The sequence below is a fragment of the Amycolatopsis minnesotensis genome (genome assembly GCF_039529815.1).
GTDB lineage: Bacteria > Actinomycetota > Actinomycetes > Mycobacteriales > Pseudonocardiaceae > Amycolatopsis > Amycolatopsis minnesotensis.
Genome location: NZ_BAAANN010000011.1, coordinates 176,717 through 191,194, shown reverse-complemented (window position 1 = coordinate 191,194; position 14,478 = coordinate 176,717). Strand labels below are relative to the sequence as shown.

Annotated in this window: 1 protein-coding gene; it reads right to left on the bottom strand. The window is 74.0% G+C overall.

Annotation, left to right across the window (positions count from 1 at the left end; translation table 11 throughout):
• Positions 1-16: 16 nt before the first annotated feature.
• On the bottom strand, positions 17-14,458 hold the full coding sequence (locus ABD256_RS16045) for an SDR family NAD(P)-dependent oxidoreductase (RefSeq protein ID WP_344418441.1): 14,442 nt from the start codon (positions 14,456-14,458) through the stop codon (positions 17-19).
• Between the last annotated feature and the right edge of the window lie 20 nt (positions 14,459-14,478).

Genomic DNA, 14,478 nt, shown 5'->3' with positions numbered 1-14,478 from the left:
TGGCGGCCGGTCGGGTTCAGTGCTCGGTACCGGTCAGCGCCCGCCGGACCAGAGCGTCGGCCGCCATCTGGTCGAGGGAGTCCGCTTCGCCGTCCTGACGCGGCTCCGGCACCTCGTCGCCGGACCGGGACAACCCGAGCAGCACGTCCAGTACGCCCGCGTTCCTGAGCCGGTCCAGCGAAACGGTCGCCAGTGCCCTGCGGACCTCGTCCTCGTCCACTTCGGACTCGGCCCGCGCACTGGGGAACAGCTCGTCGTGCAGCCGTCCGGCCAGGATCTCCGGGGTCGGGTGGTCGAAGGCCACCGTCGCGGGCAACCGCACACCCGCCGACCTGACCAGGCGGTTGCGCAGCTCCACCGCGGTGAGCGAATCGAACCCCGAGTCGCGGAAGGCCTGTGCCGGACCGATCGAGTCCACTGTGGAGTGACCGAGTACCGCACCGGCCTCGGCACGGACCAGATCGAGCAGCGCTCGCCGCCGTTCGTGCCCTGGCAGCGCGCGAAGCCGTTCAACCAGCGGCCTTCCCTCGACGGCCGGGCCCCGCGCGGCCTGCCGCGGCCGGAGCAGCGCCGGTACCGCACCGCCTGCCGAAGGTCGCATCGGCACCGCCACCGGCAGGTCACCGGCAAGGGCGGCGTCGAACAAGGCCATCGCCGCGGCCGGGGTCAGGGCGTCGGGGGCATCGGCGTCCCGTCCTGGCACGGCGGCCATTCCGGCCGCCCAGGGCCCCCAGGCGAGGGAGGTCGCGGGCAGCCCCTGCGCGTGGCGTTCCCGCGCGAGACCGTCCAGGAACCCGTTCGCCGCCGCGTAATTGGCCTGCCCCGCACTGCCCAGCACCCCGGCCAGCGACGAAAAGGTCACGAACTTCGCCAGGTCGTGGGTCAGCTCGTGCAGGTTGACCGCGCCGTCCACCTTCGGCCGGAACACCTCGTCGAGCCGCTCCGGGGTCAACGCGGACAGCACCCCGTCATCCAGCACCCCCGCCAGGTGCACCACCCCGGTCAGCGGATGCGCCACCGGAATCCCCGCCAGCACCTCCGCCAGCGCGACCCGATCGGCCACATCCGCGGCCACGACCTCCACCGACGCCCCCGCCGCGGTCAACGCCCCCACCAATTCGGATACCCCCTCGGCGGCAGGCCCCCGCCTGCTCACCAGCACCAACCGCCGCACCCCGTGCACCGCCACCACGTGCCGCGCCACGATCCCACCCAACACGCCGGTACCACCGGTGATCAGCACCGTGCCCGCCGGATCCAGCGCGGGCGGCGGTCCCGGCTCGGCGGCGTAGTCCAACCGCGGCACCAGAGCCGTCCCAGCGCGCATCGCGATCTGCGGCCCGGCCCCGGCCACCACACCCGGCAGCGCGGCCGAGGACCGCTCGTCGTCGTCGGTGTCCACCAGCACGATCCGGCCCGGCTCCTCCACCTGCGCCGAACGCACCAAACCCCACACCGCCGACCCCACCGCCGAACCACCACCCGGACCGACCCCACCCCTGGTCACCACCACCAGACGAGCGGAATCCCACACCGGATCACCGACGAACGACCGCACCGCCGCCAACACCCGCGACACCACCGCACGCGGGCCGCCGGTACCGGCTTCCAGCACCACCGCGGCGGGGACGTCCTCGGCAGGCGCCGGGGCGGACGGGTCATAACCGGTCACCGCACCGGTTTCGCCGCCTTCCGGGACCGGTACCTCCTGCCATTGCACGTCGAACAGGGCTCCGGCGTCCGCATCACCGCCGGCCAGCTGTGCCGCCGAAACCGGGCGGGACACCAGCGATTCGATCTCGGCCACCGGCGCGCCGGTGGCGTCGGCGAGCCGGACCGACACCCCGCCGTGCTCGCCCGCCACCAGCCGTCCACGCAGGGAAGTGGCGCCGGAGCGCCACTTCCGGACGCCGTGCCAGGCGAACGGCAGCCCGATCCCGGTGTCCGGGCGGTCTTCCAGCTCCCCGAGCGTGATCGCCTGGAGGACGGAGTCCAACAGCGCGGGGTGCACGGCGTAGTCGCGTGCCCCGCGCTGCTCTTCTTCCGGCAGAACCACTTCGACGAACAGCTCACCGTCCCGCCGCCAGGCCGCTCGCAATCCTTGGAAAGCCGGGCCGTATTCGTACCCGGCTTCGGCCAGCTCGGCGTAGTAGCCGTCCACCGGCAGCGCCTCCGCGCCGATCGGCGGCCAGTCCTCGAAGCCGAAGCGGGCAGGCCGGGTCCCGGCGGCCAGCCTGCCGGTCACGTGCCGTGTCCAGGCCGCGTCCCGGCTCGCTCGCTCGCTTCGGGAGTGCACGGTCACCGCCCGCCGGTCGTGCTCGTCGGGCCGGTCGACGGTCACCTGGAGCCGGACCGCCGACTCGTCCGGCAGGACCAGCGGGATCTCGTTGACCAGTTCCTCGACCTGGTCGTATCCGGTCGCCCGGCCGGCTTGGAGCACCAGCTCCAGCAACGCGGTACCGGGCACGACCACGGTGCCCAGCAGCCGGTGCCCCGCCAGCCAGGGCTGGGCCCGCACCGAGATCCGGCCCGTGAACACGGCGTACTCGGTGCCTGCCAGGTCCACCTCGGCCGCGAGCAGCGGATGGTCAAGGGACAGCAGCGCCGACGGCTCGTCCGGCTCCGCGTCGAGCCAGTAGCGCCGGTGCTGGAACGCGTAGGTGGGCAGCTCGAAGTGCCGGGAACCGATGCCGTCGAGCAGGGGTGCCCAGTCCACACCGGTGCCGCGGACGTGCACCGCCGCCAGCGCGGTGACGAAGGCGGTGACCTCGTCCTGGCCACGGCGCAGCGACGGCACGCAGGCGATCGCGCCGGGATCGGCGGTCAAGCACTCCTCGGCCATCGCGGTGAGCGTCCCGTCCGGGCCCACCTCGACGAACGTGGTCACCCCCTGGCCGGACAGCGCGTCCACGGCGTCGCGGAACCGGACGCCGCGCCGCGCCTGATCCAGCCAGTACTCCGGGGTGCACAGTCGTTCCGGTGGCACCGGCGCCCCGGTCAGGGTGGACACCATCGGCACCGACGGCGGCTGGAAGCGCAGCCCGCTCAGCACGGTGCGGAACTCGGCGAGCATGCCGTCCATCACCGGCGAGTGGAAGGCGTGGCTGGCGCGGAGCCGTTTGGTCCGGCGGCCACGCTCAGCGAACCGGCCCGCGATGGCTTCGACGGCCTCCGCCGCACCGGAGATCACCACCGCTTCCGGGCCGTTCACCGCCGCGATGCCCACCTCGCCCGGCAGGCCGTCGAGCAGTTCCTCCTCGGTGGCCTGGATCGCCACCATCGCCCCCGCCCGTGGCAGCGCCTGCATCAGCCTGCCGCGCGCGGCCACCAGCGCGGCCGCGTCCTCCAGCGACAGCGCGCCCGCGACGTGCGCGGCCGCCACCTCGCCGACGGAATGCCCGGCGACCAGTTCGGGCGCCACTCCGGCGGCGGCGAGCAACCGGCACAGCGCGGTCTGCAGCGCGAACAACCCGGCCTGCGCGAAAACCGTGTCGTCGAGCAAGCTCGTCGGCTGCTCCGCGAACACCACGTCCCGCACCCCGGCTCCGGCCCGCCCGTCCAGTTCCCGGTCCAGGAACTCGCATACCTCGTCGAAGGCGTGCCGGAAGACCGGGAACCGGTCGTAGAGCCGACGGCCCATCCCGGGCCGCTGGCTGCCCTGGCCGGTGAACAGGAACGCCCTCCGGCCCGCCACCGGCGTGCCCTCGGCGATCACCGCGCCGGGTTCGCCCCGGCTCAGCGAAGCCAGGCCGTCCACCATGTCCCGGTGGCAGGCGGGCAGCAGCACCGCCCGGTGCTCCAGCGCCATCCGGTCGCGCACGAGTGCGCCGGCCACCTCCGCCACCGACGCACCGTCCACAAGGGACAGCAACCGGCCCGCCTGCGCCCGCAGGGCCGCACGGGTCCGCGCCGAGAGGGGCAACGGCAGTACCCCATCCGCTTCTTCGCCTGGCGCCTCGGTCATCTCGACGGCCGGGGCCTGTTCGAGCACCACGTGGGCGTTGGTGCCGCTCACCCCGAACGACGACACCCCGGCACGCCGGGGGCGCCGCGTCTCGGGCCACGGCTGCTCGGCGGTCAGGAGCCGGACCGTGCCGGGCGACCAGTCCACCTCTGCGGTCGGCTCGCCGACGTGCAGGGTCCGCGGCAGGCTCCCGTTCCGCATCGCCAGCACCATCTTGATCAGCCCGGCGATCCCCGCGGCGGCCTGGGTGTGCCCGATGTTCGACTTCACCGAGCCCAGCCACAGCGGCCGATCCGCCGGACGGCCCTGACCGTAGGTGGCCAGCAGGGCCCGCGCCTCGATCGGATCACCCAGCCGCGTACCGGTGCCGTGCGCCTCCACCGCGTCCACCTCCACTGTGGACAGACCGGCGTCGGCGAGCGCGCGCTGGATCACCCGCTGCTGTGAAAGGCCGTTCGGCGCCGTCAGCCCGTTGGAAGCACCGTCGGAGTTGACCGCCGAACCCCTTACCAGGCCCCAGATCCGGTGGCCGTGGCGTTCGGCGTCGGACAACCGTTCCAGCAGGACCATTCCCAGCCCCTCGCCGAAACCGGTACCGTCCGCGCCCTCGGCGAACGCCTTGCACCGGCCGTCCGCGGCCAGCCCGCGCTGACGGCTGAAGTCGACGAAGAGGCCGGGTGTGCTCAGGACCGTCACGCCACCGGCCAGTGCCAGCGAGCATTCCCCCCGGCGCAGCGATTGCACGCCGAGGTGCACGCCGACCAGTGAAGAGGAACAGGCCGTGTCCACCGTCATCGCCGGCCCCTCCAGGCCGAACACGTAGGCCACCCGCCCGGAGATCACGCTGCCGGAGGCACCGGTGACCCGGTAGCCTTCGACATCCGCGCCGGCCTGCCGGGGAAGTGCCGCGTAGCCGTGGCTGATCACCCCGGTGAACACGCCGGTGTCGCTGCCCCGCAAGGAATCGGGGGCGATCCCGGCCCGCTCGAACACCTCCCAGGCGACCTCCAGCAGCAGCCGCTGCTGAGGATCCATGCCCAGCGCCTCGCGCGGGCTGATCCCGAAGAACTCGGCGTCGAACCCCGCGACGTCGTCCAGGAACCCGCCGTGCCGGACGTAGCACCGGCCCGCCCGGTCGGGGTCAGGGTCGAACAGGTTCGCCAGGTCCCAGCCGCGGTCGGCCGGAAAGCCGGTGAGGGCGTCGACTCCCCCGGCGACCAGCTCCCACAGCTCCTCGGGTGAGGTCACGCCGCCCGGGAACCGGCAGCCCATGCCCACGATCGCGATCGGCTCGTCCGGCCGGCCGCCGGCGGCCGGGATGCCGGGCTCCGCGGTGACCGGCGCGCCGGTGAGTTCGGCGCACAGGTGCCGGGCCAGCGCACGCGGTGTCGGATGCTCGAACACCGCGGTCGCGGGTAGCCGGACGCCGGTCGCGGTGACCAGCCGGTTCCGCAGTTCGACGGCGGTCAACGAGTCGAAGCCCGCGTCCTTGAACACCTGTTCCTCGCCGACCTGCCCCGCGTCGTCGTGGCCGAGCACGGTGGCCGCGTTGGCGCGGACCAGTTCCAGCAGCAGCCGCTGCTGTTCCGCCGGGGCGAGGCCGGACAGGGCATCCGGCGAACCGGGCCCGCTCGGCACCACCGGGCGGGTGGCACCGGCCAGGGTCCGCAGCAGCGGCGGTACCTCACCGGTCGACGCCCGCAGCGCGGCCACGTCGAGCTTGGCGGGCACGAGTACGGGCTCCAGCCCGCGAAGACCCTCGTCGAACAACCGCATGCCCTCTTCGGCGGACAACCCGGTCATCCCGTCGCGCTTGCCCCGCTCGTGATCGGCCGGGCCGAGATGAGCGGTCAGGCCGCTGGCATCCGCCCACAGGCCCCACGCCAGGGAAACCGCGGGCAGCCCTTCGTCGCGGCGGTGGCGGGCCAGCGCGTCCAGGAAGGCGTTCGCCGCCGAGTAGTTGCCCTGCCCCGGGTTTCCGAGGACTCCGGCCGCGGAGGAGAACAGCACGAACGCGGCCAGGTCGAGGTGCCGGGTCAGCTCGTGCAGGTGCCAGGCGCCGTCGACCTTCGGCCGGAAGACGGTGTCCAGCCGGTCAGGCCCGAGCGCCGGGACCATCGCGTCGTCGAGCGCGCCCGCCGTGTGCACGACGGCGGTGAGCGGATGCTCCGGGGGGACGGCGGCCAGCACGGCGGCGAGCGCCGCTCGATCGGCCACGTCGCAGCGGGCGAACTCGACCAGGGCACCCGCCTCGGCCAGTTCCGTCACCAGCTCGGCCGCACCGGCACCGTCCGGTCCACGGCGGCTGGTGACGACGAGACGGCGGATGCCGTGCCGGGCGACCAGGTGCCGGGCGACCAGGCCGCCCAGCAGGCCCCCGCCGTTGATCAGCACAGTGCCGCCGGGATCGAGCACCGGCGGCATGGTCAGCACGACCTTGCCGACGTGCCCCGCCTTCGCGAGCTGAGCGAACGCCTCCGGCGCCCGGCGGACGTCCCAGCCGGTCACCGGCAGCGGCTCCAGCTCACCGCGCGCGAACAGTCCCGCCAATTCGGTCAGCATCACCTGGGTGCGGTCCGGGCCCGCGTCCCGGAGGTCGTAAACCCGGTAGGAGACCCCGGGAAACCGTTCGAGCACCTCGCCCGGCTCGCGGACATCGGTCTTGCCCAGCTCGAGAAACCGGCCACCGGCGGACAGCAGCCGCAACGACGCGTCCACGAACTCGCCCGTCAGCGAATTCAGCACGACGTCCACCCGGCGCGGGAAGCGGTCCGCGAACTCCAGCGTCCGGGACGAGGCGATGTGGTCGTCGTCCAGACCGAGAGCACGCAGCGCATCCCACTTGGCGGGGGAGGCGGTGGCGAACACCTCGGCACCGAGCAGCCCGGCCAGCCGGACCGCGGCCATGCCGACCCCGCCGGTCGCGGCGTGCACCAGCACCGTTTCCCCGTCGGCCAGCCCGGCCAGGTCGCGCAGGCCGTACCAGGCGGTGAGGAAGGCGACCGGCACGGCCGCGGCCCGCTCGAAGGACCAGCCTGCCGGGATCGCGGTCAGCAGCCGCCGGTCGGTGACCGCGACCGGGCCGAACGCGCCGAACGACCGGTCGAAGGTGCCCAGCACCCGGTCGCCCGCGGCCAGGCCGGTCACCCCGGGCCCGGTCTCCAGCACCACGCCGGCGGCTTCGCCACCGAGCCCGGACTGGCCGGGCGCCATGCCGAGGGCCACCATCACGTCCCGGAAGCTGACCCCGGCCGCCCGGATCCCGATTCGCACCTGCCCGGCGGGCACCGGGTCGAGGACGTCGGGGCAAGGCGCCAAGGCGAGTCCGGACGTGGTGTGCTCGCCGGTGGTCACCAGGTGCCAGGCCGGGATTCCGGCGGGCGGCCGCAACCGTTCCCCGCCGGTTTCGCGGACGAGCCGGGGCACCGCCACCGTGCCCACCCGCACCATCGCCTGCGGTTCGCCGGAAGCCACCACCGCGGGTACCGCCGCCAGCGACCCGGGCTCCTCGTCCACGTCGACCAGGAAGATCCGGCCGGGGTCCTCCGACTGGGCGGACCGGACCAGCCCCCAGACCGCGGCACCGGGCAGGTCCACCCGGCCGGGTCCGGCCGCGCCGTGCGTAACCACCGCGATCCGGGTGCCGTCGCCGGCCGCCTGCAAGGCCGCCAGCACCCGCCCGGTGACCGCCCTGACATCACCGGAGTCCCTCGGCACGTCCACGGTCAGCACGTCCGCGGCGGGCTGGACGCCGCGCACCGGCGACCCGGCCCAGCCGACCCGGAACAGCGAATCCCGCACCACGTCACCGGCTCCGGCCAGCTGAGCGGTCGCCGACGGGCGCAGCCGCAGCGAACCGATGGCCGCCACCGGGTGTCCATTGTGGTCGGTGACGCGGACGGTGGTGCCGTCCGCGCCGTCGGGCAGGACGTGCACCCGCAGCGCCGAAGCGCCGGTCGCGTGCAGGGAAACCCGGTACCAGGCGAACGGCAGCAGCACCTCGCCCGCCACCGCGGTCCGCCCCTGGCCGAGCGTGGTCGCGTGGAGCGCGGCGTCGAGCAGCGCGGGATGGATGCCGTACCCGGTGACCTGCTCGTGCTCCCCCGGCAAGGCAACCTCGGCGAAGATCTCGCGGCCGCGGGCCCACCCCCGGCGCAGGCCGCGGAAGACCGGGCCGTACTCGTATCCCGCCTCCGCCTGCCGGTCGTAGAACCCGGCCACCTCGATCGGCCGTGCCCCCGGCGGCGGCCAGTCCGGGAAGCCGCCCGCGTCGGGCACGGTCGCGGTGAGCAGCCCGGACACGTGCCGGGTCCAGGAGGCGGCCGAGCCGGTGCGGGCGTACATCCGGATCGGACGGTTCCCGTTCGCGTCCGGGGGGCCGGTGCGCACCTGGAGCCGCACCGAGCCGCGCGCGGGAAGCACCAGCGGGGTTTCGATGATCAGCTCGTCCAGTACCGGGCAGCCGACCTCGTCACCGGCCCGGATCGCCAGCTCCACCCAGCCGGTACCGGGAAAGACCACCGCGCCCGACACCGCGTGATCGGCCAGCCACGGGTGCTCCGCCAACGAGACCTGTGCGGTGAACACCACGTCGTCCGCTTCGGCCAGCCCGAGCACGGCGCCCAGCAGCGGATGGTCCGCCGCGGTCAGCCCTGCCGCGGCCACCTCACCCGTCTTCCTGCGCGGTTCAAGCCAGAAACGCTGCCGCTGGAACGGATACGTCGGCAGGTCCACCCTGGTCGTCCGGGTGCCGAGTGCGGGCCGCCAGTCCACCGGCACGCCACGCACGTGCAGTTCGGCCAGGGAAAGCAGGAACCGGTCGAGCCCGCCGTCGCCGCGCCGCAGGCTACCGGTGACCACCGCCGGTTCGCGGTGACCGGCGTCCTGGATCGCGGTGGCCAGTACCGGGTGCGGGCTCACCTCGACGAAAACCCGGTGACCTTCCGCGGACAGCCGTGCGATGGCCCCTTCGAAGCGCACCCGATGGCGTAGGTTGCGGTACCAGTACTCGGCGCCGAGTTCGGTACCCGCCAGCCACTCCCCGGTCACCGTGGACAGGAACGGCACCTCCGCCTGCCCCGGGCGAACATCGGCCAGCTCGGCCAGCAGTTCTTCCCGGACGGCCTCCACCTGCGCCGAATGCGACGCGTAGTCGACCGCGATCTTCTTCGCCTGGACACCTTCGGCGACCAGCCTGTCGTGCAAGGCGCCCACCGAGCCGGAAGCACCGGAAACCACCACGGCTTCCGGTCCGTTCACCGCCGCCACCGCCAGCCCGGTCCCGGAGACGCGCCGCTCCACTTCCGCCACCGGGAGCGGGATCGACAGCATCCCCCCGCCACCGGCCAGCGACCGTGCGATCGCCTTGCTGCGCAACGCCACCACCCGTGCGGCGCCGGCCAAGGACAACGCACCGGAAACGCAGGCCGCCGCGATCTCGCCCTGCGAATGCCCCACCACCGCGTCCGGCACCACCCCGAAGGACCGCCACAGCTCGGCCAGCGACACCAGCACCGCGAAGGACACCGGCTGCACCACGTCCACCCGGTCCGGCAGATCACCTTCGGCGTCCCGCAGCACATCAAGCACCGAGAAGTCCACAAAGGACTCCAACGCGGCGGCGCACCGGTTCATCGACTCCGCGAACACCGCGGACTCGCCGAGCAGCCGCGCCCCCATCCCCGCCCACTGCGCACCCTGTCCCGGAAAGACGAACACCGTCCTGCCGTCCACATCGGACACACCGGTGACGAGGCCGACGGCAGGCCCGCCGGAACCCAGTGCGCGCAGGCCGGACAGCGCCCGGTTCTCGTCCGCGGCCACCACCACCGCGCGGTGGCCGAGTTCCGCCCGGTCCGCCAGCAAGGACCAGGCAAGGTCGCCCAGCCCGGTCTCCGGCGAGCTGTCCAGGAATCCGGCGAGGCGCCGCGCCTGTGCCCCGAGCGCGGTGCCGCCGTGCGCGGAGACGAGCAACGGCACCGCGGCCGGAGCGGGGTCACCGGGCGCATCCGGGTCCTGGTCCGGTGCCTGTTCGAGAACGAGGTGGGCGTTGGTGCCGCTGACCCCGAAGGAAGACACGCCCGCCCGCCGCGGCCGTCCGGCGGCAGGCCAGTCTGCCCGCTCGGTCACCAGCTCGACCGCGCCCTCCGTCCAGTCCACTTCGGACGTCGGCGCGTCCACGTGCAGTGTGCTGGGCAGCACCCCGTGCCGGATGGCCTGCACCATCTTGAGCACCCCGGCCACGCCCGCCGCGCCCTGGGCGTGCCCGATGTTCGACTTCAGCGAGCCCAGCCGCAGCGGCCGGTCCGCGGGACGATCCTGCCCGTAGGTGGCCAGCAGTGCCCGCGCCTCGATCGGATCCCCCAGCCGGGTGCCGGTACCGTGCGCCTCCACCGCGTCCACGTCCGCGGTGGACAGACCGGCGTTCGCCAGCGCCTGCCGGATCACGCGCTGCTGCGCCGAACCGCTCGGCGCGGTCAGGCCGTTCGACGCGCCGTCGGAGTTGATCGCGGAGCCCCGCACCACGGCCAGCACCCGGTGCTCGTTGCGCTTCGCGTCGGAGAGCCGTTCCAGCAGGACCAGCCCGGCTCCTTCGGACCAGGCCGTGCCGTCGGCCGCCGCCGCGAACGACTTGCACCGGCCGTCCGGCGCCAGCGCGCGCTGCCGCGAGAACTCGAGGAAGCTCTCCGGTGTGGCCATCACGGTGACGCCGCCCGCCAGCGCGAGCGAGCACTCGCCCTGCCGCAGTGACCGGGCAGCCAGGTGAATCGCCACCAGTGACGACGAGCACGCGGTGTCCACGGTGATCGCCGGTCCCTCCAGGCCGAAGGTGTAGGCCACCCGGCCGGACGCCACGCCTCCCGCGCTGCCGGTGCCGAGGTACCCCTCGGTCCCGCTCGGCGCGAGTTCCGGGCTGACCCCGTAGTCGTGGCTCATCAGCCCGGTGAACACGCCGGTGTCGCTACCGGACAGCGCTCTCGGATCGATGCCCGCGCGCTCGAACAGCTCCCACGCCACCTCGAGCAGCACCCGTTGCTGAGGGTCCATCGCCAGTGCCTCGCGGGGGCTGATCCCGAAGAGCGCCGCGTCGAATCCCGCCGCGTCCGCCAGGAATCCGCCCTCCCGCACGTAACAGGTGCCGGGATGCCCGGGATCGGGGTCGAAGAGGCGATCGAGGTCCCAGCCTCGATCGGCCGGGAAGCCCGAGACCGCGTCCACCTCCTCGTCCACCAGCCGCCACAGCTCTTCCGGGGACGAGACTCCGCCGGGCAGCCGGCAGGACATGGCCACGATCGCCACCGGCTCGTCGCGCTCCCCGGACGCGACCGCGGCCGGGGTGGCCCGGGTGCCGAGCAGGTCCGCGCGGAGCCGGCGCGCCACGGCGGTCGGGGTCGGATGGTCGAAGGCCATCGTCGCGGGCAGGGCGAGGCCGGTGGCCGCGGTGAGCCGGTTCCTCAGCTCGACCGCGGTGCGCGAGGTGAAGCCCAGCTCGTGGAAGGTGTGCTCCCGCCCGTCGGCCCGCACCGCCAGGAACCGCCGCACCGCCGCCGCCTCGGTCCGCACCAGGTCGAGCAGTACCCGCTCCTGCTCCCGCTCGGTCAGTGCGAGCAGCCGCCGCCGCAAGGCGCGGGTGTCGGCGCCGTCGGGTACCCCGGCCGGTCCCACCAGATCGATCAGGCCGCGCAACGGCGCCGGGACGTGCCCGGTGTCCGGGGTGGCCGCCGGGTCCAGCCGGACGGCGAGCAGCGCGGATTCCGCCGTGCCGAGCGCGGCGTCGAACATGGCCAGGCGGTGCCGCGCGGAAAGCCTGCCGACACCGGGTGGCACCACGGCGCCGGAGTCCGTCTCCCGTGGTCCCCAGGCCAGCGAGCGCCCGGGCAGCCCGGCGGCCCTGCGATGCCGGGCGAGCGCGTCGAAACAGGTCGCCACGACTGCCTCGGCGGTGCGGCCTCGCCCGCCCAGCACACCGAAAGCGTTGGCGCACAACACGAACTCCGCCAGCCCGGACTTCAGGGTCAGCTCGTGCAGGTTCCACGCCGCGTCGACCGAGGGGCCCAGCCCGTGCGCCGGATCGGCGACGTGCACCACCGAACCGAGCGGCCCCGGAGCCTTGTCCAGCGCGGCGGACAGCGCGTCACGGTCGGCGGGGTCGCCGACGGCCGACACCACCTTGGCGGCTCGCCCGGCCAGCTCGGACCGCAGCTCCGTGGCAGGCGACCGGCCGATCAGCAGCAGGGTCCGGACCCCGTGCGCGGCGACCAGGTGCCGGGCGAGCTCGGCACCCGCGGCACCGTCCGCGCCGGTGACCACGACCGTCCGGCGGGGGTCGACCGGGGCGGGGCCGCCCGGCGCGGGCACCGGCACCTGGTTCAGCCTCGGCAGCAGCGCCACCCCGGACCGCACCGCGAGCTGGGGCTCCCCGGTCGCCAAGATCGGGGGCAGCATCGCCGCCGGAGTGCCGTTTTCGAGGTCCAGCACCACGAACCGGCCCGGATGACCGTCCTGGGCGCACCGCACCACGCCCCACCACGGTGCCTGCGCCTGGTTCGGGCCGTCGTGCTCCGCGCCGGTTTCCACCGCGCCCGCGGTCAGCACGACGAGGCGGCCAGCCACCAGCAGTGGATCACCGGCCCATGCGGCCAGTGCGGCGGACAGTCCGGCCACCTCGCGGGCGATGTCCTCCCCTCGCGGCACGGCACCGGCGCCGTCCGGGGCGGCGAGCAGCGTCACCTCCGGGACCGGCGCGCCCGCCGCGACCGCCTCGCCGAGGGTGGCGAGATCGGGGTAGCCGCGCGGCTCCGCACCGATCGCCCGCAGTCCCTCCGCCAGCCCGAAGGCGTCCGGGCCCACCACCGCCCAGTTCCCCGGCGCCGCCACCGGCATCGGATGCCCGCCGGCGCTGGCCGCGGGCACCCAGTCGGTGCGGAACAGCGAGTCGTAGTGCGCGCCACCGCACGCCCGCAACCTCGCCGGCAGCTCCAGCAGCACGTGCCGGGTGACCTTGCCGGAGGCGGTCCGCGGTACCCGGTCGATCTGGTAGATCTCCTCGGGCACCTTGAAGTACGACAGGCGCTCGCGGCAGGCGGCGAGCACCTGCCCCGGATCGACGCCGTGCTCCCCCGCCACCACGAAGGCGACCGGCACCTCCCCCAGGGTCTCGTGCGGCCGACCGGCCACGGCGACGTCGACGACGCCCGGCACGCCCCGCATGGCGTCCTCGACCTCGATCGGGTGGATGTTCTCGCCACCCCGGATGATCAGGTCCTTGATCCGGCCGGTGATGGTCAGATACCCCGCCTCGTCACGCCGGGCCAGGTCGCCGGTGCGGTACCAGCCGTCCCGCACCGCTTCGGCGGTCGCCTCGGGCTGGTTGTGGTAGCCGGCCATCACGCTCGGCCCGCTCACCCACACCTCGCCCTCGTCGCCGGGGCCGGTGTCACGGCCGCTGACGGGGTCCACCAGCCGCAGGCCGAGTCCGGGAACCGGCAGTCCGCACGACCCCTCGACCCGCCCGCCCGTCGGCCAGTTGACCGTGATGGAGCCGCAGGTTTCGGTACTGCCGTACGCGTCGAGCAGCGGCACGGCGAAGAGGTCTTCGAAGGCGGACCGCAGCGCGGCGGTGGTGCTGGCGCCGCCGACCAGGCCCATCCGCAGGTCCGGTGCCCGGAACCCCTTCTCCCGTGCGGCGCGCACCAAATGGTGGTACATCGTCGGAACCCCGGCCAGGAAGGTCGAACGGTCCTCGCGCAACGCGGCCAGCACGTCCTGCGGTGAGTACCCGTCGACTATCCGGGCACTCGCACCGACCGCGGTCACGGCCAGCACGCACGCGATATGCGACAGGCTGTGGAACAGCGGCAGCGGCCACAGCACCCGGTCCGCGGCCGACAGCCCGGGGACGGGCACGTAACAGGCCGCCACCGACCACAGGCAGTTTCGCTGCGTGGAGAGCACGCCCTTCGGGGTGCCGGTCGTGCCGGAGGTGTAGAGCATCCAGGCGAGATCGTCCAGCTCCAGCCCGTCGTACGCGGGTGTGGCGGGTTCGGTGCCGGCGAAGGCCTCGTACGACTCGAAGCCCGCGAGTTCGCCGGCGCCGTCGTCGGTGCACACGATGTCGAGCCGTGGCCGGAGCCGCCGCAGCCGCTCAGCGTGCGCCTGGTCGGTGAGCACCACCCTGGCCCCGCTGTCGTCGAGGAAGAAGGCCAGTTCCGCGTCGGTGGCCAAGGGATTGACCGGCACCCCGATCGCACCGGCCCTGACCAGGGCGAGGTAGCTCTCGACCGTTTCCACCCGGTTGCCGAGCAGGATCACCGCGCGGTCACCCGGCTGGAGCCGCAAACCGCCCAGATGCCCGGCCAGCCGCCGGGTCCGCCGCGCCAGCCCGGCGTAGGTCACGCTTCGCCTGCCATCGCGATACGCGACCTGGTCGCCACGCGAGCCGGCATGGGCGATCAGCAGCTCGGATATCGGCCGGATCAGGTCAGTGCGAAGCATGTCACCACATTTCTCTGGCA